Raw genomic sequence first — 21646 nt, 5'->3', positions numbered from 1 at the left:
CGACTGTAGTAGTTAGGTACTCTTTTTCGACGGAACAAGTTCACGAATTGCGCACAAATGGTGCACTTTTCGATTAACAACGCTATGATTCAGATAGCAGCGACCCCAGCAGTCACCGTGCCGATCGGCGATCTCGCACCCCATCGGGGCCGCGCCCGCGCGGGGCGCTCCGTTGTCACATGCCCGTGACAGCCGGCCGGCGCCCTACACTCGCACGATGGCTTTTAGACGACCCTCCCGCAACCCGCGCATGATCGAGCGCGGCGTGCTGTGCATCCTCATTGGCGCTGCGGTGCTGATCACACCCCACTTCCTGAGCTCGCCCGGCTGGCGCGAGACGGTGGGCGGGGCTTCCGTGGTGGGCTGGTTCGCGCTGGTGCTGGGCATCGCGCTGGTGGTCGTGGCCCTGGTGCAGCGGGCCCGGGGCCAGGACCGCTGAAAAAACGCCCGGCGCCGGCCTGGCTCTAGCGGGTGCGGCGCGCCCGCTTCACGAGTTCGACCCCGGCCAGCACGATGCTGCCGGCGACGATCCCGACCGCGGCGTTGGCGCCCATCGAGGCCAGGGCGCCCAGCAAACCGCCGAGGGGCGCCGCCCAGGCCTCGAGCGCATGGGCCAGCGCCGGCACGCCGTGCACCAGGATGCCGCCGCCGACCAGGAACATCGCCGCGGTGCCGGCGATCGAGAGCCCCTTCATGAGCCAGGGGGCCGCGGCCAGGATGGCGCGGCCGATGGCGCGCGAGCCCGCGCCCTGGCGCTGGCTCAGGTAGAGGCCGGCATCGTCGAGCTTGACGATGCCGGCGACCAGGCCGTAGACCCCGACGGTCATGATCAGGGCGATGCCCACCAGCACCGTGAGCTGGGTCAGGAAGGGCTGGCCCTGCACGGTCCCCAGCGTGATCGCGATGATCTCGGCCGACAGGATGAAATCGGTGCGCACCGCGCCCTTGACCTTCTGCTTCTCGACCGCGGCGATGTCGACGCGCTCGTCGGCCACGGCCTGCTCGTGCCGGGCCGTGTCCTGCGCGTGCTCTTCCTTGTGCAGGAACTTGTGGGCCAGCTTCTCGCAGCCCTCGAAGCACAGGAAGGCGCCGCCGACCATGAGCAGCGGCGTCACCAGCCACGGCAGCCAGCTGCCGATGGCCAGGGCCGCCGGCACCAGGATCGCCTTGTTGACGAAGGAGCCCTTGCAGACCGCCCACACCACCGGCAGTTCCCGGTTGGCCTTGACGCCCGACACCTGCTGCGCATTCAGCGCCAGGTCGTCGCCGAGCACGCCGGCGGTCTTCTTGGCCGCGACCTTGGTCAGGACCGAGACATCGTCGAGCACCGTCGCGATGTCGTCGAGCAGCAGCAGCAGGCTGGAGGCCATGGCGTGGCGTTCGGCTAGACGCTGCGCTTGAGGCGGATTTCCTCGATCTTCACGCTGCCGATGGCCGTGGTCTTGGCGGTCTTCATCTCGCGCTTGAAGCCGGCGAGTTCGTGGAAGCGCATCGCGCGGTCGTTGCGCAGCGGCACCCAGACCGTGACCACGGTGCAGCCCTCTTCCTCGAGGCCGTCGCGCGCGGCATCCCAGAGAGCGACGCCCACACCCTTGTCCCAGTGCGCGGGCAGGACATAGATGGCCCAGATCTCGCCGGTGGTCGACGGCGTCTTGGCATCGCGCGAACGGTCGAAGCCGACGAAGCCGACCACTTCGCCGTCGAGCACCGCGACCTGCACCTGCGGCTCGCTGAATTCGATGGCCTCGCGCCACTTGGCTTCGCGGCTGGCAGGCGCCAGCGTGCGCAATTCGTCCTCGGGCAGGATGCCTTCGTAGGCGGCCCGGGCGGCGGCGGCGTGGACTTCGGCGATGGCTTTGGCATCGCGCAGGGTGGCGGGGCGAACTTCGTAGTCGGACATGGATGCGGGAAACGGAACGGTAAAGCGGCCTATTGTCGCCGCCCCGCTAAACTGACCGTCGCATTCGCATTTATTCCGGAGAGAAAACCATGGCAAAGAGTCAGCAGCGCAGCAGCAAGGAAGCCAAGAAACCGAAGAAGGACACTTCGCCGCCGAAGCCGCCGGGCGCCGCCATCGAGCCGGTGCGCACCATCACCACCGCCGTGATTCCGCGCGGCAAGCTCAAGAACAAGTGAGCGACGCGCCCGATCCGGGCGCGGCCGCGCCGAAGCAGCCGCGCAACCCCCTGCACGGCCTCACGCTGGAAGCCATCGTGACCGCGCTGGCGGCGCACTACGGCTGGGCCGGCCTCGGCGAGCGCATTCCGCTGCGCTGCTTCACCAGCGACCCGAGCGTGGCCTCGAGCCTGAAGTTCCTGCGCAAGACGCCGTGGGCGCGCGAGAAAGTCGAGAGCCTGTACCTCTTCATGCTGCGCGACCAGCGCCGCCAGCAATCGGCGGCCCAGCCCCCCGAATGAAGGCCGAGATCCGGCCGGGCGGCTTCCGCTTCGACTGCGGCCCCGGCCAGACGCTGCTGCAGGCCGCCGATGCCGCCGGCATCGAGCTGCCGAGTTCGTGCCGCAACGGCACCTGCCGCACCTGCCTGTGCCGGCTGGCGAGCGGCCGGATCCGCTATCGCATCGAGTGGCCCGGCGTCAGCGTCGACGAGAAGGCCGAGGGCTGGATCCTGCCGTGCGTGGCCGAGCCGCTGGGCGACGTCGTGCTCGACGTGCCGTACGCGTTCTCCGCCGTCTAGGGCCTCGGGCGCACCAGGCGGTCGCGCTGCGCCAGCGACGGAAAGAGCCGGAACCAGGCCAGCGCCACCAGCACGGTGCCGACGCCGCCCGCCACCACCGAGCCCACGGGCCCCAGCAAGGCCGCCGTGGCGCCCGATTCGAATTCGCCGAGCTGGTTGCTGGCGCCGATGAAGATCGAGTTGACCGCGCTCACGCGGCCACGCATGGCATCGGGCGTCTCGAGCTGCACCAGGGTCTGCCGGATCACGACGTTGACCATGTCGGCGCCGCCCGAGACCGCCAGCGCGATCAGCGACACCGTGAAGCTGCGCGAGATGCCGAACACCACCATGCAGACGCCGAACAGCCCCACCGCCAGCAGCAGCGTGCGGCCCACCTGCCGCTCGACCGGCCGCCGCGTCAGCAGGATCGAGGTGGCCAGCGCGCCCACCGCCGGCGCCCCGCGCAGCAGCCCGAGGCCCCAGGGCCCGGTGTGAAGGATGTCCTTGGCATAGATCGGCAGCAGCGCCACCGCGCCGCCGAGCAGCACCGCGAAAAGGTCGAGCGAGACCGCCCCGAGCACCGGCTTGCGCTTCCAGATGAAGTCGACGCCGGCCAGCACCGTGCGCAGGGTGACGGGCTCGCGCGCCGGCGGCAGGTGCGCATAGCGCAGCCGCAGCACCAGGGCGGCGGCCAGCGCGAAGAAGGCCAGCGCGACCCCATAGACGACGGCCATGCCGGCCACGAACAGCAGCCCGCCCAGGGCCGGCCCGCCGATGATGGCGCCCTGCATGCCGGCCGAGCTGAAGGCCATCGCGCGCGGCAGCATCATCGGCGACACCAGCAGGGGCGTCAGCGCCTGCTGCGCCGGCATCTGGAAGGCGCGCACGGCGCCCAGCACCAGCGACAGGGCGAGCAGCAGGCCCCGGGTGTCGTGCCGGGCCTGCACCGCGAGCAGCAGCACCAGCGCCACCGCGCCCTGGACCCCGAAGCAGGCCGCCACGATGCGGCCGCGATGGTGCCGGTCGACCACGTGGCCGGCCAGCAGCGCCAGCAGCAGGGCCGGAACGAATTGGTAGAGGCCGACCAGCCCGAGATCCCAGGCACTGCCGGTGAGCTCGTACATGTGCCAGCCGATCGCCACCAGCAGCATCTGGCTGGCGGCCGTGCCGAACAGCCGCGCCGACCACAGCCGCATGAAGGGCCGCTCGCTCGTCAGGTCGGAAAAACGCGGGGCGCGGGCGGGTTCGGAGGCGGCAGACATCGGCGTCGAGGATAGCCGAGCCTAGACTCGGTCCCTTCATGACCGAACTGCAGCCGATCCACGAAGACCCGCACCTGCTGGTGCTCGACAAACCCGCCGGCCTGCTGTGCGTGCCCGGCCGCGGCGAGGACAAGCAGGACTGCCTCAGTGCCCGGGCCCAGCGCCAATGGCCCGATGCGCTCGTGGTCCACCGGCTCGACATGGCGACCAGCGGCCTGGTGCTGATGGCGCGCAGTGCCCAGATGCAGCGCCTGCTCGGCGATGCGTTCGCGGCCCGGCAGGTGCACAAGGGCTATGAGGCGATCGTCGACGGCCTGCTGCCGGTGTCGACGGACTGGTCGCTGATCGACGCGCCGCTGGCAGCCGACTGGCCGCGCCGGCCGCTGCAGAAGATCGATCCCGCCGGCAAGCCGAGCCAGACGCGCTGGCGCGTGAAGCGGCTGCTGCCCGCGCGCCATGCCAGCCACCTGTGGCTGGAGCCCCTGACCGGGCGCAGCCACCAGCTGCGCGTGCATTTGCTGTCGATCGGGCATCCGATCCTCGGCGACGCGCTCTACGGCAGCGAGGCGGTCCGCCAGCGTGCGCCCCGCCTGCTGCTGCACGCGGCCGCGCTCGCCCTCCTCCACCCGGCCGACGGCCGGGCGCTGCGCTTCGAAAGTCCGCTGCCGTTCGCCTGAGGGGCTTCAGTGGAGGTCGCCGCGGACCACCAGCACCGGGCACTTGGCGTCCTGCAGCACGCGCTGCGTGACGCTGCCCAGCAGGAGCTTCTCGATGCCGGTTCGCCCGTGCGAGCCCATGACGATCAGGTCGGCGCCGATCGCGATCGCGGTGTCGACGATGCCTTCGTGCACCACGTGGCCGTCGATCACGCGCTGGTCGCTGTGCAGGCCTTCGGCCGCCAGCGCCGCGACGCCGCGCGCCAGCGCCGCGTTGGCGCTGCTGGTGGCCGCCGCGAGGTATTCGTTCTGGCCCAGCGCATAGTCCGCGCCGACGCCGATGAAGGGGTAGTTGTCCACCACATGGATGAGCGTGATGCGACTGCCGAACGCCAGCGCCAGCCCGCTGGCCTTGCTGACCGCGAGCATCGAGGTGTCGGACCCGTCGATCGGGACCAGGATGTGATTGAACATGGCGGACCTCTTTGGTTCTCTACAGGGCTCGTTCGCGCGAACCGGGCCTCGAATTTACATCCAAGGCACGGCCATCGGTTGTAGGACGACTGCGGCGCGGGGAGGCCGGCGTCAATCGCCCTGGAAGCCGCCGCTGCGGCAGGTGACGACCAGCGTGTCGCGCCAGCCGGCCTCGCCCTCGATCAGGGGCTGGATCGGCGTCGACTCGTGGATCATGCGGGCATCGTCGAGCAGCAGCAGCGTCCACGGCTCGGTCAGCGTGAAGCGTTCGCCGCGGCGGCCGCTGGCTTCGAACACGCGGGTCTCGCCGCCCTTGATGTTGTGGCGTCCGACCAGCGCCACCGCCACCAGGTCGACGCCGTCGCGGTGGGCGCCCTCGGGCGTCGGGCGGCCGATGCCGTCGGCGGTATCGATGCGGAACTGGTGCGCCTCGACGTACCAGCGCTGCGCGCCGCGCACGCCGCTGGCCACCTCGCCGAGGCTGCGCATCAGCTGCTGCCAGGCCGGCTGCGCCACGGTCGCGGCCTCCATCGGCGCGAACCAGCGCTGCATGCCGCCGTGCAGCGCGTTGTATTCGACCGGCTGCCAGTGCGCGCGGTGCGGCGCCTGTTCGAGGGTCGCGCCATCGACCGTGAAGCAGGCATGGCGCCGCGTGCGATAGCGCCCGCCGTCCTTCAGGTAGTCGTCGGGCGGCAGATGGGACCAGTCGCCGTGCAGGGCTTCGAGCTGCGCCAGCGGCGTGCCCAGCCAGTCGGCCACCCCCTGCGGGCTCAGCACCGCATAGCCGTCCTGGCGCAGGGTGGGAACGAGGCGGTCGGGCGGTGTGAAGGGGGGACTGAACGCAAGGCTCACTCCGTCACCTTCACGTCCTTCCAGAAGGCGACGCGGTTCTTGACCATCTCGGCCTCGGGCTTCGGATCGGCGTAGTACCAGGCCGCGTCCGCATGCAGCTCGCCGTTGACCAGCAGCGAGAAATAGCTCGCCGTGCCCTTCCAGGCGCAGGTGGTCTTGTGATTGCTGAAGGTCACATGGTCGCGGTTGAGCGAATGCATGGGGAAATAGTGATTGCCTTCGACCAGCACCGTGTCGTCGCTCTGCGCCACGGTGACGCCGTTCCAAACTGCTTTCATCAGGTTCTCCGGTGCCCGCCACAACGGGGGCAGCGCCCTATTGTGCCGCGGGCGCCTCCAGCCAGTGGACGCTGAACAGGCGCTCGGGATCGGTCCACACCGCCGCCGGCCGGAAGCCGGCCTTGACGGCCAGCGCGCGCAGGCCCTCGACCGTGAACTTGTGCGAGTTCTCGGTGTGCAGCGTCTCGCCCTCGTCGAACTGGAATCGCTGGCCGTCGAGCGACACCGCCTGCGCCCGGCGGCTCACTAGGTGCATCTCGATGCGCCGCAGCGGCGAGTTGTAGAAGGCCGCATGCGTGAAGCCGTCGAGATCGAAGTCGCAGCCGAGCTCGGCGTTGGCGCGCCGCAGCAGGTTGAGGTTGAAGGCCGCCGTCACGCCCTGGGCGTCGTTGTAGGCGGCATGCAGCAGCGCCGGATCCTTGACCAGGTCGACGCCCAGCAGCAGGCCGCCGCCGCGCAGCAGCCGGTGCGCGAGCTGCAGGAAGGCCAGCGCCTCGTCGGGCGAGAAATTGCCCAGGGTCGAGCCCGGAAAGAATCCGACCCGCTGGCCGGCGCTCTGCCCGCGCCCCGGTGGCAACACCAGCGGCATGGTGTAGTCGGCCACCACCGGCTGCACTGCCAGCCGCGGATAGTCGGCGCGCAGCCGCGCGGCCGCGGCCTCGAGATGGGCGCCGGAGATGTCGATCGGCACGTAGCGCCGCGGCGACTCGAGCGCGTCGAGCAGCAGCCGCACCTTCGTGAGCGAACCGGCGCCGAACTCGATGATCTCGGCATCCGGTCCGATCTGGGCGGCGATCTCCGAGGCGCTCTCGGTGAGGATGCGCAGTTCGGTCCGCGTCGGGTAGTACTCCGGCAGCTCGCAGATGCGGTCGAACAGGGCCGAGCCCGCGACGTCGTAGAAGAACTTGGGCGAGATCCTGCGGGTGTCGAGGCTCAGGCCGGCGTACAGCTCGCGCGCGAAGTCGGACAGCGGCGCTGCGCGCTGTGCGGCGCGAAACGCATGGAGGTTGAAAGCGGGAGTGCCCATCAGAGGTCTTTCGCGAGCCGCAGCCCGGAGAACTGCCAGCGTGCGGCCGGCGGGAAGAAGTTCCGGTAGCTGGCCCGCGTGTGCCCCGGCGGCGTTGCGATGCTGCCGCCGCGAAGCACCAGCTGGCCGACCATGAACTTGCCGTTGTATTCGGCCGCGACGCCGGCCAGCGGCCGGAACCCCGGGTAGGGATCGTAGGAAGAGCGGGTCCACTGCCAGACCTGGCCGCTCATCTGGCTGATGCCGGGCGCGTCGTGCGCGGCCTCCCATTCGAACTCGGTCGGCAGCCGCGCGCCGGCCCATTCGGCGTAGGCCGCGGCCTCGAAGAAACTCAGCTGCGCCACCGGCGCCTCGGGCTCGAGCGGCCGCACCCCGTGCAGTCCGAACACCTGCCAGCCGCCCGGCACGCCTTCGTGCGCCAGCCGCGGGTCGTCGGCCGCCAGCCAGTAGGCCGGTGCGCGCCAACCCTGCGCCTGCACCGCGGCCCAGCCGTCGGACAGCCAGAGCTCGGGACGCTGGTAGCCGCCGTCGGCGATGAACTGGACGAAGTCGCCGCAATTCACCAGCCGGTCGGCGATCGCATGCGGGCGCAGCAGCACGGGGTGGCGCGGCAGCTCGTTGTCGAAGGCGAATCCGGCCTGGGCGTGGCCGACTTCGGCGACGCCGCCCGGGTGCGGCAGCCAGTGCAGCGGCGGCGTGGCCGATGCCAGCCGCAGCCCCGGTCCGCCCGGTGGTCGGTAGGCCGGCAGCAGCGGGTTGCACCACAGCGCATGCAGGATGTCGGTGACGATCAGTTCCTGGTGCTGCTGCTCGTGGTGCAGCCCGAGCGTGAGGATCGGCTCGATGGTGGCCCAGACGGCTTCCCCGGCGCCCCCCAGCAGGTCCAGCACCGCGCGGTCGACATGGCGCCGGTATTGATGCACCTCGTCGAGCGAGGGCCGCGTCAGGAGGCCGCGCTGGGGCCGTGGGTGGCGCGGCCCGAGCGCCTCGTAGTAGGAATTGAAGAGATAGTGGAAGCGCGCATCGAACGCCCGGTAGCCGCTCGCGTGCGGCTGCAGCAGCACGGTCTCGAAGAACCAGGTGGTGTGTGCCAGGTGCCACTTGGTCGGGCTGGCGTCGGGCATCGACTGGATGCACTGGTCCTCGGCCGACAGGGGCGCGGCCAGTTCGAGGCTGTGCGCGCGCACGGCCTGGAAAAGTTCGCGCAACGCCTCTGCCGCCGGCAGCTTCGGCCGGATCAGGTTCATGGACTCTCCAGTTTGAATTGAGTGTTCTATCCGATGCAGGCGGGGCGCCGCCGTAGGACAAGGTCGCACCCGCGCGCCGACCGGAACGCGCCACTTTGGCACAACTCGCTCCGGCCTGCCAGCCGCGGCCCCCGGGCGCCGGCCTGCGTATCATCCGCCGGATGAGCACCCCCCCGCCGACGGCCCCGGCTTCCGGCCGCCCCCATGTCCTCATCGTCGGCTGCGGCTTCGGCGGCCTGGAGGCGGCACGCAAGCTGCAGAAGGCCGACGTGGACATCACGATCGTCGACAAGACCAACCACCATCTGTTCCAGCCGCTGCTCTACCAGGTGGCCACCGCGGGCCTCGCCGCGCCATCCATCGCGGCGCCGATCCGGGTGCTGTTCCGCGGCCAGCCCAACGTGACGACGCTGCTCGGCGAGGTGACGCAGATCGATCCCGCGGCCCGCACGGTGCAGCTGGCCGACGGCAGCCAGCTCGGCTGGGACCACCTGATCGTCGCCGCCGGCTCCACCCACAGCTATTTCGGCAACGACGCCTGGGAGCCGATGGCACCGGGACTCAAGACCCTGGCCGACGCCTTCGAGATCCGCCGCCGCGTGCTGGTGAGCTTCGAAGCGGCCGAGGTGGAGACCGACCCGGTGCGGCGGCGCGCGCTGCTGACCTTCGCGGTCATCGGCGCCGGCCCGACCGGCGTCGAGATGGCCGGCACGCTGGCCGAGATCGCGCGCCACACGCTCGAAGGCGAGTTCCGCCACATCGACCCGAGCAGCGCCGAGGTGCTGCTGATCGAAGGTGGCGCCCGGGTGCTGCAGGCGATGCCCGAGGCGCTGAGCCAGCGCGCGCTGGAGCAGTTGCAGAAGCTCGGCGTCCAGGTCCGCCTCAACGCCCGCGTCACCTCGATCGACGGCACCGGGCTGCAGATCGCCTCCCCGTTCAGCGATGGCGGCGCCGGCCTCGGCAGCCACCGCATCGACTGCGGCTGCGTGATCTGGGCCGCCGGCGTCGCCGCCTCGCCGCTCGGCCGCATGCTGGCCGCGGCCACCGGCGCCGAGACCGACCGCGCCGGCCGGGTCCAGGTCCTGCCCGACCTGAGCCTGCCGGGCCGCCCGGACATCAGCGTGGTCGGCGACCTGGCCGCCGCGATGAGCCATGCGCCCGGCAAGGAACCGACGCCGGTCCCGGGCGTCTCGCCCGGTGCCAAGCAGATGGGCCGCGCCGCGGCCTCGAACATCCTGCGCCGGATCGCGGGCCAGCCCACCGAACCCTTCCGCTACAGCGACTACGGCAACCTCGCCACCATCGGCCGCAATTCGGCCGTGGTCGACCTCGGCAGCCCGTTCGGGCCGCTGCGCTTTTCGGGCAAGCTGGCGTGGCTGTTCTGGCTGTTCGCCCACATCTACTTCCTGATCGGTTTCCGCAACCGCTTCGTGGTGCTGATGGACTGGGCCAGCGCCTACTGGAGCTTCCAGCGTTATGCGCGGGTGGTGGCGGACGTCCGCGCCAAGGGGAAAGACTGATGGCTCGCATCGAACAGAAACTGCAGGAGCTCGGCCTGTCGCTGCCGCCGCCCGCCCGGCTGCCGCCCGGGGTCGTGCTGCCCTTTCCGTGGGTCCGGCTGGTCGGCCGGCGGGCGCTCGTTTCTGGCCACGGCCCGACCGCGAGCGACGGCGGACTCGCCCTGCCCCTCGGCAAGGTCGGGCGCGAACTCAGCGTCGAGCAGGGCTATGAAGCGGCGCGCCTGACAGCGCTCGGCATCCTCGCCAGCCTGCAGCGCGCCCTCGGCGACCTGGACCGCGTCAGCGCCTGGGTGCGGGTGTTCGGCATGGTCAACGCCGCCGCCGGCTTCAACCGCATGCCGGCCGTGATCAACGGCTTCTCGGACCTGATCCTCGACCTCTACGGCCCCGAGGTCGGGGCCCACGCCCGCAGCGCGGTCGGGCTGGCCGAACTGCCCTTCGACATCCCGGTCGAGATCGAGGCCGAAGTCGAGTTCGACGGCGGCAGCTGATCGGCGTCCGTCAGCGTCTTCAGGAACGCGACCACGTCGCGGATCTCCGCTTCGCTCAAGGCCGGCCGGTCGCCGCGATGCTGGCCGAAGGGCGGCTCGGCGTTGATGTTCCCGCGGTAGCGCGCGGGCAGGTCGTCGAACAGCACCGTCCGGCCCCTGGCGTCGCGCGCGTACCAGCGCCCCGGGGCGCTGTCGCGCTGCGCATAGAAGCGCACCGCCTCTTCGAGCGAATGGAACACGCCGTTGTGGAAGAACGCCTGGCGCACCGCGACGTTGCGCAGGCTCGGCGTGCGGAACAGGCCGCAATATTCGGGGTGGTCCTGCAGGTCGGTGCGGATCGGCCCGCACAGGCCGAGGTCGTGGAAGACCGGATCGGCATTGGCCGCCAGCCCGCGGTGGCGCGGTCGCCAGGCTCAAGGCCAGCCCGCAATGGGGCCACATGCTGGTCGTCGTCACCTACGACGAGAACGGCGGCTTCTACGACCACGCCGCGGTGCCCAAGGGCGATCGCTGGGGCCCGGGGACGCGCATCCCGGCGCTGATCGTCTCGCCCTTCTCGAAGAAGGGCTACGTCGACAAGACCCCGTACGACACCGCCTCGACCCTGCGCTTCATCACCCACCGCTGGTCGCTGCCGCCGCTGCCGGGCCTGCTCGAGCGCGATGCGGCGCTGGTGAAGAACGGCGCCCATCCGATGGGCGACCTGACGGCCGCGCTGGACTTCGGCGGCAAGTCCTGAGGCGCATGGGCCGGCGGCGCTGCGCGCCCCGGCCCGCGGCGGCAGGCAGCGCCGGGCTCAGGCGCTGCCGCTCTCGGCTTCCTGCAGCAGCCGCCACATCACCTTGCCGCTGCCGCTCTTGGGCAGCGCGTCGACGAACTGCACCGCGCGCGGGATCTTGTACACCGCCATGTTCTCGCGGCACCAGTCGATGATCTGCTGCTCGGTCGTGTCCTTGTGGGTCGGGCGCAGCACCACCACCGCCTTGACCGACTCGCCGCGGTAGGCATCCTTGGTGCCGATCACGCAGGCTTCCTGGATGGCCGGGTGGCGGAACATCAGCAGCTCGACTTCGGCCGGCCAGACCTTGAAGCCGCTGGCGTTGATCATTCGCTTGAGGCGGTCGGTGATGAAGAAGTAGCCGTCCTCGTCCATGCGCCCCATGTCGCCCGAGCGGAAGAAGCGCTGGCCCTCGAACTCGATGAAGGCCGCGGCCGTGGCGTCGGGCCGCTTCCAGTAGCCCTCGAACACGCCCGGGCCGCGCATGATGATCTCGCCCGATTCGCCGACCGGCATCTCGACCAGGGTGTCGGGGTCGACGACCCGCGCGTCGGTGCCCATGTAGGGGATGCCCAGGCACTGCTGCTTCGGGTTCTCGAACGGGTTGGCATGCGAGGGCGCGGCGGTCTCGGTGAGGCCGTAGCCTTCCTGGTACTTGAGGCCGAACTGCTCGAACAGGCGCTGGGCCACGGCCTGCGGCATGGCGGCGCCGCCGCCGCCGATGTAGACCATGCTGCTCAGGTCGTAGCTGGCGAAATTCGGGCTGGCCATCAGGTCGATGACCATGGTCGGGATGTTGGTCCAGCTCGTGACCTTGCGGCGCGAGATCAGGCGGCCGGCGACGTCGCGGTCCCAACGCGGCATGATGACCAGCGTGCCGCCGATCAGCACCGTCGTGTGCATCATGCTGACCACGCCGGTGATGTGGAACATCGGCACCACGGCCAGCACCACCATCTCGGGCGATCCCAGGCCCCAGATCTGGCCGGCGCAGGCGTTGTGCATCAGGCTCGAATGGTGGTGGACGCAGCCCTTGGGCAGGCCGGTGGTGCCGCTGGTGTAGGGCAGCAGCGCCATGTCGTCGGCACCCACCACGTGCTCGGGCGGCGCATGGCCGGCGGCGAGCGCCTCGGTCCAATGCATCACGGCGCCGCCTTCGAGCGCCGGCAGCGGATGCTGCGTCAGCAGCCAGTCGCGCCAGGCCGGTGCCGGGGCCTCGTCGCCGGTCACTTCGGGGTCGAAGGTGTCGGTGAACTGGGTGACGATCATGTGCGCCAGCCGGTCCTTGGCGTCGAGCGCATTGCTGGCCTTGGCCAGCTCGGGTGCCAGGTCGCCGGTGGTGATGGCGAACTTGGCGTCCGGGTCGGTGATGTAGTGCTTGAGCTCCTCGGCCCGGTTCATCGGGTTGACCGGCACCACCACCGCATTGGCCCGCAGGATCGCGAAATGCGCGATCACCAGCTGCGGACAGTTCTGCATGTCCAGAATGACGCGGTCGCCGCGCCGCACGCCCAGCGCATGCAGGGTGCCGGCCAGCCGCTCGGCCTGGGCCGCGAACTCGGCATAGCTGATCTCGCTGCCGAAAAAGACCAGCGCGGGCTTGCGCGGATAGCGCGCGGCGTTGACCGCCAGGTTGTGCCAGAGCGAGGTCGCGGGCACGGTGATCGAATGGGGCAGGCGCTGGGGCCAGAACTTGTAGTGCGGTCGATCCATACAGTCTCCAGAGAGCGTGAGAGCCTACGATGCCCGGCCGCGCCGCCGCATCGGGGAAGCCCCGACAGACGTCACCTGGGCGACTCCCTCGCCCGCCAGGGAAAATCGTGGCTACCTCCATCGACCGACAGACGCGGCGCCCGATCTGCCGTAAAAGAGCAGCCTCTCAACCCATTCCACGAGGAGTTTCCATGGCTGCAGACAAGCACGCGAGCGTTCACTGGGAAGGCGCCGGCAAGACCGGCAAAGGCCTGATCAGCACCGAGACCGGTGCGCTCAAGGACTACCCCTACGGCTTCGCCAGCCGCTTCGAGGACGACAAGCGCGGCACCAACCCCGAAGAGATCCTGGGCGCGGCGCACGCCGGCTGCCTGACGATGGCCTTCGCCTTCGCGCTCGAGGGCGCCGGGCTCACGGCCACCTCGATCGACACCAAGGCGGCGGTGCGGCTGGCCAAGGACGGTCCGGGCTTCAAGATCGATCGCATCCAGCTCGAACTCGAAGCCGTGGTGCCGGGCATCGACGAGGCCAAGTTCCAGGAACTGGCGGCCGGCGCCAAGGCCGGCTGCCCGTTGTCGAAGGCGCTGGCCAGCGTGCCGGAGATCACCCTGAAGGCGACGCTCAAGTCCTGAGGTCGACGCCCGCTGCGGGCCGCTGTTTATGATCGCCTCACAACGAGGAGACACGCATGAACATGGCCCGCAAAGGCATCGCCGCACTGCTGTGGCTGACGGTTTCGACGGCCGCCCTGGCCGCCTTCCCCGACAAGCCGATCAAGATCGTCATCGGCTTCCCGGCCGGCGGCCCGCTCGACCAGCACGCTCGCCTGCTCACCGACAAGCTGCAAGCCGTGCTGGGCCAACCCCTGATCGTCGACTACAAGCCCGGCGCCGGCGGCTCGGTCGGCGCCGAGGCGGTCGCCAAGAGCGCGCCCGACGGCTACACCCTGATGCTCGCCAACACCGGCGTCGCGGTGATCAACGGCGCCCTCTACGCCAAGCTGCCGTACGACACGCTGCGCGACTTCACGCCGATCGCGCGCACCGCGATGCAGCCGCTCGCGCTGCTGGTGACGCCCAAGCTGCCGGTCCAGAACCTGCGCCAGTTCGTCGACTACGCCCGCGCCCGGCCCGGCCAGCTCAACTACGGCTCGGCCGGCAACGGCGGCATCAGCCACCTGGTGCCCGAGATGTTCAAGAGCGCGACCGGCATCTTCATGGTCCATATCCCCTACCGCGGCAGTGCGCCCGCCTTCACCGACCTGATGGGCGGGCAGGTGCAGTTCATGGCCGAGTCGATCCCGCAGGCGGCCAACTACCACAGACAGGGCAAGGTGCGCGCGCTGGCCGTCACCAGCGCCGCCCGCAATCCGGCCCTGCCCGAGGTGCCGACCGTGATCGAGGCCGGCATCAAGGGCTTCGAGGTGGTCGGCTTCTATGGCTTCCTGGCGCCCGCGGGCACGCCCAAGGACGTCGTCGCCCGGCTCAGCGACGCCTTCAGGCAGGTGCTGACCAGCCCCGAGGTGCGCGAGCGCATGGTAAGCCAGGGCGCCGATCCGGCCTTCCTGGGCAGCGAGGACTTCGCCAGGTTCCTGGCCGCGGAAACCCCGCGCTGGGACAAGGCGGTGAAGGCGTCGGGCGCGAAGATGGATTGACGCCGGGCCGGGGCGGAGGCGGCTGCCTACAACTTTCGGACGCTTCAAACGCCCCAGTCATGTAGTCACAATGCCTTACATGGATCATCTTTGCTTTTCTCGCCGCCCCGACCCCGCACCCGACGGCCTGTTCGGCGGCCGGCGCCCCCGGCTGGCGCCCGAGAAGCCGGATCGGCCGCGCGCCGCGGACAGTCCGCCCCAGCCGCTGACCCCGGCCGAGCTGGCCCAGGTGGCCCGGGCGTGGCGGCGGCGGGCCGACGGGTCGTCGATCCTGGTCGCCCAGGCGCTGGAAACCCTGGCCGCCCGGCGCGCGCCACCGCCGGTGGAAACGCTGTTCGCCGCCCCGCCCCCGAAATCCGTCGTCCGGCGCATTTCGGAGTTCATGGGCTTGTAGTGAGGGTCAGGTAACAGTCAGCGACTGTCGAATTTTTCACACCCAAAAGCGCCCAACAGCGCGAAAATCGGGGTGTTAGTCATTGCTGCAAGTGCAATCAAGGTTAGGCCCGCCTCGTGCGGGCCTTTTTTTCGTCCCCCGCGCATGCACCAGCTTCTTGCATACAAGCAGGCATGAAAGCTGCTGATGGGCAGGCATGTCCATCAGCGCTCCCGACATCAGTGCACGCATCATCGAAGCGGTGATGGCGCAGAAGCTCGCACCCGGCGCCCGCCTCGGCGAGCAGCAGCTCGCGATGCTGTTCGACTGCAGCCGCACCATCGTGCGCGAGGCGCTGACCCGGCTGGCGGCACGCGGCATCGTGACCGTGAGCGCGCGCCGCGGCTGGTTCGTGATCGAACCGTCGCAGGACGAGGCGCGCGAGGCCTTCGAGGCGCGGCGCGTGATCGAGTCCGGCCTGATCCGCAGCGCCGGCGCCATCGACCGCGACGCGCTGCGCGCGCTCAAGGCGCATCTCAAGCGCGAGAAGGCGGCCCTGAAGGACAGCGACATCGGCCAGCGCAGCTACCTGCTGGGCGACTTCCACGTCTGCCTGGCCGAATGCCTGGGCAACTCGCTGCTGGCCGACACGCTGCGCGACTTCACGGCCCGCACCACGCTGATCGCGATGCGCTACCAGTCCTCGCACGACGCCGCGCAGTCCTGCGATGACCATGTGCGCATCGTCGCTGCGCTCGAGCGCGGCGACAGCGCCGCCGCCGAGGCGCTGATGAGCGAACACATCGGCAGCGTGCAGTCCGCCCTGCGCGTGCCGACACCGACCGACCCGCTGGCCCAGCTGCGCGACGCGCTGGCACCGATGCAGGGCACCGCTGCCGACGCCCGCGGCGAGGCACAGCTCTTGCGTACCACCCCCGCCAGGCGGGGACGCAAGGCGGCCGCAGCCGAACCTTCACCCGACGATTCATCGACCTACCTAGGAGCCCTGTCATGAAGCCATCCAAGCGCAGCTTCGCGCTCGCACTCGCCGCCGTCACCTTGTTCGCCACCGGCCTCGCGCAGGCCCAGAGCGCACTCGACAACGTGATAAAGGCCAAGCTCATCAAGATCGCCGTGCCGACCGACTACCCGCCCTACGGCTCGGTCGACAAGACCATGACGCCGCAGGGCCTGGACGTCGAGATGGCGCAGCTGATCGCGGGCAAGCTGGGCGTCAAGGTCGAACTGGTGCCCGTGACCAGCGCCAACCGCATCCCCTACCTGCAGACGCGCAAGGCCGACCTGGTGATCTCCACGCTGGGCAAGAATGCCGAGCGCGAAAAGGTGATCGACTTCTCGTCGGCCTACGCGCCCTTCTTCCAGGCGGTCTACGCCGGCAAGAACCTCAACATCAAGAGCTTCGCCGACATGGGCGGCAAGACCGTCGCCGTGACCCGCGGCGCGATGGAAGACCAGGAGCTCGCCAAGGTCGCGCCGGCCAGCCTCGCATACAAGCGCTTCGAGGACAACAACGCCACCATCGCCGCCTTCGTGGCCGGCCAGACCCAGACCCTGGCCACCAGCGCCGCGGTCGCCGGCGACATGATGCAGAAGAACCCGCAGCTCGGCGCCGAGTACAAGCTGCTGCTCAAGGACAGCCCCTGCTTCATCGGCATCGCCAAGGGCGAGGAGCCGCTGAAGGCCAAGGTCAACGAGATCATCGCCAACGCCAAGAAGGACGGCACCCTCGACGCCATGGCGAAGAAGTGGCTCGGCCGCGCCGCCGGCGACCTGCCGGTCTGATCGGCCACCCGCCATGGGCATCGACTTCGACTTCGGCGCCGTCCTCGGCCAATGGCCCCTGCTCGTGCGGGGCGTGGTCTGGACGCTGGGGCTCACGGCCATCGCGACCGTGATCGGCATGGGGGTCGGCGTCGCCTGCGCCTGGTCGCGCGCCAGCGGCCCGACGTGGCTGCGCTGGGTGGTCGGCAGCTACGTCGAGCTGATCCGCAACACGCCGTTCATCGTGCAGCTGTTCTTCATCTTCTTCGGCCTGCCCGCCGCCGGCTTCAAGCTGTCGCCCGAAGTGGCGTCGGTGATCGCGATGGTGCTGAACCTCGGCGCCTATGCAACGGAGATCATCCGCGCCGGCATCGAAGCCACGCCGCGCGGCCAGATCGAGGCCGCCGTGAGCCTGGCGCTCAACAAGCTGCAGGTGTTCCTGCGCGTGGTGCTGCCGCCGGCGATGAAGAAGGTCTGGCCGGCGATGGTGAGCCAGATCATCATCGTGATGCTGGGCTCGGCGGTGTGCAGCCAGATCTCGACCGAGGAGCTGAGCTACGCGGCCAACCTGATCCAGAGCCGCAACTTCCGCGCCTTCGAGGCCTTCATCATCGCCACCGTGATCTACCTCGCGTTGTCGGTCGCCGCCCGCCGCCTGCTCAACTGGGCCGGCCCCAAGTACTTCTTCGGCAGGTGAAACGCCCATGACCGATTTCTCCCTCTGGGACATCCTGCGCAACCTGCTGCTGGCGCTGCGCTGGACGGTGGTGCTGTCGCTGATCGCCTTCGTCGGCGGCGGCGTGGTCGGCGGCCTGCTGCTGTTCGCGCGGCTGTCCGGGGGTCCGGTCGTCGACCGGCTCATCGGCCTCTACGTGCAGGTGTTCCAGGGCACGCCGCTGCTGATGCAGCTGTTCCTGGCCTACTTCGGCATCGCCCTGTTCGGCATCGACGTCTCGGCCTGGACCGCGGCCTCGGTCGCGCTCACGCTCTACACCAGTGCCTTCCTGACCGAGATCTGGCGCGGCTGCGTGGCCTCCATCCCGAAGGGCCAGTGGGAGGCCTCGGGCAGCCTGGCGCTCGGCTTCGGCGAGCAGATGCGCCACGTGATCCTGCCGCAGGCCACGCGCATCGCGGTCGCGCCCACGGTCGGCTTCCTGGTGCAGGTGATCAAAGGCACCGCGCTGGCCTCGGTGATCGGCTTCATCGAGCTCACCAAGGCCGGCAGCATGATCTCGAACGCCACCTTCAAGCCCTTCGTGGTGTTCAGCTGCGTCGCCCTGCTTTATTTCGTGCTGTGCTTTCCCGTGAGCCTGTACGCCAAGAACCTCGAGAGGAAAATCAATGTCGCTCGTCGCTGAAGCCCCCGCATCCGAAGCCGCTGCCGCCGCGCGGGTCTCCGCCGCGCCGATCGTGCGCGTCACGGCGCTGCGCAAGTCCTACGGCAGCAACGAAGTGCTCAAGGGCATCGACCTGGAAGTCCGGCGCGGCGAGGTGATCGCGATCATCGGCAAGAGCGGCTCCGGCAAGAGCACGCTCCTGCGCTGCATCAACGGCCTCGAGGTGTTCCAGGAAGGCTCGCTCACGGTCGACGGCAAGCCGCTGCTGCACGAGAGCGCGATGGCGATGCGCGAGCTGCGCCAGCGCGTCGGCATGATCTTCCAGAGCTTCAACCTGTTCCCGCACCTGACGGTCGGCAAGAACGTGATGCTGGCGCCGACCCTGGTCAAGAAGCGCAGCGCCATCGAGGCCGCCTCGCAGGCGCGCAAGCTGCTCGCGCGGGTCGGCCTGGCCGAGAAATTCGACGCCATGCCCGACCAGCTCTCGGGCGGCCAGCAGCAGCGCGTGGCGATCGCCCGCGCGCTGGCGATGGAGCCCGCGGTGCTGCTGTGCGACGAGATCACCTCGGCGCTCGACCCCGAGCTGGTGGGCGAGGTGCTGCGGGTGGTGGAGTCGCTGGCGGTCGAGGGCATGACCCTGCTGATGGTGACGCACGAGATGAGCTTCGCGCGCAAGGTCAGCGACCGCGTGATCTTCATGCACCAGGGCCGGGTGCACGAGATGGGGCCGCCGGCGGCGCTGTTCGGCAGCCCGAAGACGCCGGAGCTGCAACAGTTTCTTTCATCGTTGCACGATTGATCGAGGGGCGCGGCCGGGAACCCCCGGCCTGTGGCAAGCTCGGAACGGTATGCCACACCATTCCCGTCGACAGCTGCTGCGCGCCCTGTGGGGCGCCACCGCCCTGGCCGCGCCGCTGGCCGCGCTGGCCGGCTTCAACTTCTTCACCAGCGAATACACCGCCAGCCGCGAGGAGCTGCAGGCGCAGGTCGCCAAGCGCTTCCCGGTGCAGCAGCGCTACGCCGAGATCTTCACGGTCGCCCTGCGCGATCCCCAGCTGAGCCTCGACGCCCGCAACAACCGGGCGGCGATCACCGCGGTGCTCTCGATCGCCAGCCCGCTGCTGCGGCCCTCGCAGGTGGAGGGCATCGTGACGGTGAGCAGCGCGCTCAAGTACGACGCCGCGGCGCGTGCGGTCCGGCTCGACCGGCCACAGGCCGACCGGATCGAGCTCCAGGGCCTGGGCGGCCGCGACGCCGAGCGGCTGCAGCAGATCGGCGCCGTGGTCGCGCAGGAGCTGCTGCGCGACCAGCCGCTGCGCACCTTCAAGCCGGAGGAACTCACGGTCGGCCGCAAGACCTACGAGATCGGCGACATCACCGTTCAGGACGACGGCATCACCGTCGCGCTGAAATGAGCCGCCCGGCCCTTTGGCTCGCCTCGGCCGTGCTGCTGGCCGGCTGTGCGGCCCCGGGCCCGAAGACCCCGCCTGCCGTCGACCTGCAGGCCCATCGCGGCGGGCGCGCCCTGGCGCCCGAGAACACGCTCAGCGCCTTCACCCATGCGATCGCCATCGGCGTCACCACGCTCGAGCTCGACATCGGCCTCACGGCCGACGACGTGGTCGTGATCTCGCACGACACGGTGCTCAACCCGGACCACACGCGCGACGCCCGGGGCAACTTCCTGATCGCCAAGGGCCCTCCGATCCGCTCGCTGTCGCTGGCGCAGCTGCAGACCTACGATGTCGGCCGGATCGATCCCGCGAGCAGCTACGGCAAGCCCTTCCCCAAGCAGCTGTGGCACGACGGCGAGCGCATTCCGACGCTCGCGGCGCTGTTCGCGCGGGCCAACGACATCGGCGCGACCGAGGTCCGCTTCAATATCGAGACCAAGCTGGACCCCGGCCGGCCGGATGAAACGGCATCGCCCGAGCAGATGGTGCGCGCGCTGCTGGCCGAGATCGACAAGGCCGGCATGGCCCGACGCGTGACGGTGCAGAGCTTCGACTGGCGCACGCTGGCGCTGGTCGGCCAATCGGCGCCGCAGCTGCCGCGCGCCTACCTCACGAGCAGCCGCACGCTGCAGGACAGCCGCTGGACCGCGGGCCTGAAGCTCGCGGATTTCGGCAGCGCGCCGCGGCTCGTGAAGGCGGCCGCAGGCGACGGCCCGGCGCCGGTGACCTGGTCGCCGGCCCACAACGACCTGAGCCCGGCCCTGGTGCAGGAGGCGCATGCGCTCGGCCTGGCCGTGCTGCCCTGGACCGTCAACCAGCGCGCCGACATGGCGCGGCTGCTGGATTGGGGCGTGGACGGCATCATCACGGACGACCCGGCGATCCTGCGCGACCTGCTCGCCGAGCGGGGTGTCGCCCTGCCCGTCGCGCGCCGGCGCTGAAGCGCGCCCGATAATCGCCGCCGATGCCTGAACACGCCTCCTCCCCTTCCGCCCGCGCCGGCGCCATCACCGATGTCGCGGGCATCGAAGTCGGCCACTACAGCGACCCCCGCCGACCCACCGGCTGCACCGTGATCATCGTGCGCGACGGCGCGGTGGCCGGCGTCGACGTGCGCGGCGCCGCGCCCGGCACCCGCGAGACCGACCTGCTGGCGCCGGGCAACCTGGTGCAGCAGGTCCACGCCGTGATGCTCGCCGGCGGCAGCGCCTGGGGCCTGGCCGCCGCCGACGGCGCGATGCGCTGGCTCGAGGAGCGCGGCGTCGGTTTCGACGTCCGTTTCGGCACCCTGCCGATCATTCCGGCGGCCGTGCTGTTCGACCTGCCGGTCGGCGACGCCCGCATCCGGCCCGATGCCGATGCAGGCTATGCGGCCTGCGAAGCCGCATCGCAGGCGGCACCGGCCGAAGGCAATGTCGGCGCCGGCAGCGGCGCATTGGTGGGCAAGCTGTTCGGCATCGATCGGGCCATGAAGGGCGGTATCGGCACGGCGTCGATCACGGTCAAGGGTGTGACCGTCGGCGCGCTGATCGCCTGCAATGCGCTCGGCGACGTGATCGATCCCGATACCGCACAGGTCGTGGCGGGGGCGCGCACCGAAGACGGCCGCGCCCTGCTCGACACCCGCCGCGCGCTGCTGCGCGGCGAGCTGCCGAAACCGCTGCTGGCCGGCACCAACACCACCCTCGGCGTGGTCGCGACCGACGCCGTGCTGACCAAGGTGCAGGCCAACCGCCTGGCCAGCGTGGCCCACGACGGCCTGGCGCGCGCGATCAACCCGGTGCACACGATGAGCGACGGCGACACCCTCTTCGCGCTCGCCACCGGCCACGTGCCGCTCGACGGCGACGCCCCCGGCATGACGGTGCTCGGCACCATGGCCGCCGAGGTGGTGGCGCTGGCGACCGTGCGCGCGGTGCGCGCGGCGCGCGCGGTGCGCATCGGCGACAGCTACTTCCCGGCCGCCGCCGACCTGGGCTGAGCACGGCGGGCGCGGACACCCGACACGCGCTTTGTAACCAGCCGGGGGCGGAAAGCACAGAAAATGCGCTGCCGCGACCGCGGTGTCCCC

The 21646-nt window shown here is 70.2% G+C and carries 27 protein-coding genes and 2 pseudogenes; 19 read left to right on the top strand and 10 right to left on the bottom strand.

Annotation, left to right across the window (positions count from 1 at the left end):
• The first annotated feature begins 217 nt into the window (after window positions 1-217).
• Window positions 218-439, top strand: coding sequence for a hypothetical protein (locus QTI33_RS01390; RefSeq protein ID WP_286503933.1), 222 nt, complete (start codon window positions 218-220; stop codon window positions 437-439).
• A gap of 25 nt (window positions 440-464) precedes the next feature.
• Here the strand turns inward: QTI33_RS01390 and QTI33_RS01385 are convergent, their stop codons facing one another.
• Both QTI33_RS01385 and QTI33_RS01380 read right to left on the bottom strand, forming a co-directional pair.
• Window positions 465-1370 (bottom strand): DUF808 domain-containing protein, encoded by a 906-nt coding sequence (locus QTI33_RS01385; protein ID WP_286503932.1) that lies wholly within the window; start codon window positions 1368-1370, stop codon window positions 465-467.
• 14 nt (window positions 1371-1384) lie between these two features.
• On the bottom strand, window positions 1385-1900 hold the full coding sequence (locus tag QTI33_RS01380; RefSeq protein ID WP_286503930.1) for a GNAT family N-acetyltransferase: 516 nt from the start codon (window positions 1898-1900) through the stop codon (window positions 1385-1387).
• A gap of 89 nt (window positions 1901-1989) precedes the next feature.
• Here QTI33_RS01380 and QTI33_RS01375 point away from each other — a divergent pair, with 89 nt between their 5' ends.
• From QTI33_RS01375 to QTI33_RS01365, 3 genes are read left to right on the top strand one after another with little or no spacing between them, the layout of a single operon-like run.
• The gene (locus tag QTI33_RS01375; protein WP_286503929.1) at window positions 1990-2136 is read left to right on the top strand and encodes a hypothetical protein; all 147 of its coding nucleotides are present in this window, start codon (window positions 1990-1992) and stop codon (window positions 2134-2136) included.
• On the top strand, window positions 2133-2417 hold the full coding sequence (locus QTI33_RS01370) for a VF530 family protein (RefSeq protein WP_286503928.1): 285 nt from the start codon (window positions 2133-2135) through the stop codon (window positions 2415-2417). The genes QTI33_RS01375 and QTI33_RS01370 overlap by 4 nt, the downstream gene beginning before the upstream one ends.
• On the top strand, window positions 2414-2695 hold the full coding sequence (locus QTI33_RS01365) for a 2Fe-2S iron-sulfur cluster-binding protein (protein ID WP_286503927.1): 282 nt from the start codon (window positions 2414-2416) through the stop codon (window positions 2693-2695). The genes QTI33_RS01370 and QTI33_RS01365 overlap by 4 nt, the downstream gene beginning before the upstream one ends.
• Here the strand turns inward: QTI33_RS01365 and QTI33_RS01360 are convergent.
• Window positions 2692-3873 carry an MFS transporter gene (locus QTI33_RS01360; protein ID WP_286504526.1) on the bottom strand — a complete coding sequence of 394 codons (1182 nt, stop codon included), beginning with the start codon at window positions 3871-3873 and terminating at the stop codon, window positions 2692-2694. The genes QTI33_RS01365 and QTI33_RS01360 overlap by 4 nt on opposite strands.
• A 104-nt stretch (window positions 3874-3977) precedes the next feature.
• On the opposite strand from QTI33_RS01360, the gene QTI33_RS01355 reads away from it, so the two are divergent.
• Complete coding sequence (locus tag QTI33_RS01355; protein ID WP_286503926.1) at window positions 3978-4616, top strand: RluA family pseudouridine synthase; 639 nt, start codon at window positions 3978-3980, stop codon at window positions 4614-4616.
• 6 nt (window positions 4617-4622) lie between these two features.
• Here QTI33_RS01355 and QTI33_RS01350 read toward each other — a convergent pair whose 3' ends face one another.
• The 5 genes from QTI33_RS01350 to egtB all read right to left on the bottom strand — a co-directional run bounded on the left by QTI33_RS01350 (window position 4623) and on the right by egtB (window position 8473).
• Window positions 4623-5069, bottom strand: coding sequence for a universal stress protein (locus tag QTI33_RS01350; protein WP_286503925.1), 447 nt, complete (start codon window positions 5067-5069; stop codon window positions 4623-4625).
• Between the two features lie 111 nt (window positions 5070-5180).
• The gene (locus QTI33_RS01345) at window positions 5181-5921 is read right to left on the bottom strand and encodes a 2OG-Fe dioxygenase family protein (protein WP_286503924.1); all 741 of its coding nucleotides are present in this window, start codon (window positions 5919-5921) and stop codon (window positions 5181-5183) included.
• Complete coding sequence (locus QTI33_RS01340) at window positions 5918-6199, bottom strand: DUF427 domain-containing protein (protein ID WP_286503923.1); 282 nt, start codon at window positions 6197-6199, stop codon at window positions 5918-5920. Before QTI33_RS01340 ends, QTI33_RS01345 begins: the two co-directional genes overlap by 4 nt.
• Window positions 6200-6236: 37 nt before the next feature.
• Complete coding sequence (gene egtD, locus QTI33_RS01335) at window positions 6237-7226, bottom strand: L-histidine N(alpha)-methyltransferase (RefSeq protein WP_286503922.1); 990 nt, start codon at window positions 7224-7226, stop codon at window positions 6237-6239.
• Complete coding sequence (gene egtB, locus QTI33_RS01330; protein WP_286503921.1) at window positions 7226-8473, bottom strand: ergothioneine biosynthesis protein EgtB; 1248 nt, start codon at window positions 8471-8473, stop codon at window positions 7226-7228. The genes egtD and egtB overlap by 1 nt, the downstream gene beginning before the upstream one ends.
• 161 nt (window positions 8474-8634) lie before the next feature.
• Here egtB and QTI33_RS01325 point away from each other — a divergent pair, with 161 nt between their 5' ends.
• Entirely contained in the window at window positions 8635-9993 is a 1359-nt protein-coding gene (locus tag QTI33_RS01325; protein ID WP_286503920.1) for an NAD(P)/FAD-dependent oxidoreductase, read from the top strand.
• Window positions 9993-10484, top strand: a complete 492-nt coding sequence (locus QTI33_RS01320; protein WP_286503918.1) for a RidA family protein — start codon at window positions 9993-9995, stop codon at window positions 10482-10484. The genes QTI33_RS01325 and QTI33_RS01320 overlap by 1 nt, the downstream gene beginning before the upstream one ends.
• Here the strand turns inward: QTI33_RS01320 and QTI33_RS01315 are convergent.
• Window positions 10373-10888 (bottom strand): annotated as a pseudogene (locus QTI33_RS01315) (hypothetical protein); the annotation flags it as partial. The gene QTI33_RS01320 and the pseudogene QTI33_RS01315 overlap by 112 nt on opposite strands.
• 8 nt (window positions 10889-10896) lie before the next feature.
• On the opposite strand from QTI33_RS01315, the pseudogene QTI33_RS01310 reads away from it, so the two are divergent.
• Window positions 10897-11223, top strand: a pseudogene (locus tag QTI33_RS01310) (alkaline phosphatase family protein); the annotation flags it as partial.
• A 57-nt stretch (window positions 11224-11280) separates the two neighbouring features.
• On the opposite strand, the gene QTI33_RS01305 reads toward QTI33_RS01310, so the two are convergent.
• Window positions 11281-12975, bottom strand: a complete 1695-nt coding sequence (locus QTI33_RS01305; protein ID WP_286503916.1) for a long-chain fatty acid--CoA ligase — start codon at window positions 12973-12975, stop codon at window positions 11281-11283.
• Between the two features lie 191 nt (window positions 12976-13166).
• On the opposite strand from QTI33_RS01305, the gene QTI33_RS01300 reads away from it, so the two are divergent.
• From QTI33_RS01300 to QTI33_RS01250, 11 genes are all read left to right on the top strand, one after another.
• Window positions 13167-13607, top strand: a complete 441-nt coding sequence (locus QTI33_RS01300) for an OsmC family protein (RefSeq protein ID WP_286503915.1) — start codon at window positions 13167-13169, stop codon at window positions 13605-13607.
• A gap of 56 nt (window positions 13608-13663) precedes the next feature.
• Complete coding sequence (locus QTI33_RS01295; protein ID WP_286503914.1) at window positions 13664-14629, top strand: Bug family tripartite tricarboxylate transporter substrate binding protein; 966 nt, start codon at window positions 13664-13666, stop codon at window positions 14627-14629.
• Window positions 14630-14708: 79 nt separating this feature from the next.
• Window positions 14709-15023, top strand: coding sequence for a hypothetical protein (locus tag QTI33_RS01290; RefSeq protein ID WP_286503913.1), 315 nt, complete (start codon window positions 14709-14711; stop codon window positions 15021-15023).
• Window positions 15024-15219: 196 nt separating this feature from the next.
• On the top strand, window positions 15220-16017 hold the full coding sequence (locus tag QTI33_RS01285) for a GntR family transcriptional regulator (protein ID WP_286503912.1): 798 nt from the start codon (window positions 15220-15222) through the stop codon (window positions 16015-16017).
• On the top strand, window positions 16014-16805 hold the full coding sequence (locus QTI33_RS01280; protein ID WP_286503911.1) for a transporter substrate-binding domain-containing protein: 792 nt from the start codon (window positions 16014-16016) through the stop codon (window positions 16803-16805). Before QTI33_RS01285 ends, QTI33_RS01280 begins: the two co-directional genes overlap by 4 nt.
• 13 nt (window positions 16806-16818) lie before the next feature.
• Window positions 16819-17481 (top strand): amino acid ABC transporter permease, encoded by a 663-nt coding sequence (locus QTI33_RS01275; protein ID WP_286503908.1) that lies wholly within the window; start codon window positions 16819-16821, stop codon window positions 17479-17481.
• Window positions 17482-17488: 7 nt separating this feature from the next.
• Complete coding sequence (locus QTI33_RS01270) at window positions 17489-18142, top strand: amino acid ABC transporter permease (RefSeq protein ID WP_286503906.1); 654 nt, start codon at window positions 17489-17491, stop codon at window positions 18140-18142.
• The gene (locus QTI33_RS01265) at window positions 18126-18920 is read left to right on the top strand and encodes an amino acid ABC transporter ATP-binding protein (RefSeq protein ID WP_286503904.1); all 795 of its coding nucleotides are present in this window, start codon (window positions 18126-18128) and stop codon (window positions 18918-18920) included. The genes QTI33_RS01270 and QTI33_RS01265 overlap by 17 nt, the downstream gene beginning before the upstream one ends.
• A 49-nt stretch (window positions 18921-18969) precedes the next feature.
• Window positions 18970-19536 (top strand): YceB family lipoprotein, encoded by a 567-nt coding sequence (locus QTI33_RS01260; protein ID WP_286503903.1) that lies wholly within the window; start codon window positions 18970-18972, stop codon window positions 19534-19536.
• A complete protein-coding gene (locus QTI33_RS01255) occupies window positions 19533-20516 on the top strand; it encodes a glycerophosphodiester phosphodiesterase (RefSeq protein ID WP_286503901.1) in 984 nt (327 codons plus the stop codon). Before QTI33_RS01260 ends, QTI33_RS01255 begins: the two co-directional genes overlap by 4 nt.
• Before the next feature lie 23 nt (window positions 20517-20539).
• Window positions 20540-21556 (top strand): P1 family peptidase, encoded by a 1017-nt coding sequence (locus tag QTI33_RS01250; protein ID WP_286503900.1) that lies wholly within the window; start codon window positions 20540-20542, stop codon window positions 21554-21556.
• Window positions 21557-21646: the final 90 nt, after the last annotated feature.

Source organism: Variovorax davisae (genome assembly GCF_030316845.1).
In the GTDB taxonomy this organism is placed as follows: domain Bacteria; phylum Pseudomonadota; class Gammaproteobacteria; order Burkholderiales; family Burkholderiaceae_C; genus Variovorax; species Variovorax davisae.
The sequence above is the reverse complement of the archived record's forward strand: the minus strand, read 5'-3'. Positions and strand labels throughout refer to the sequence as shown.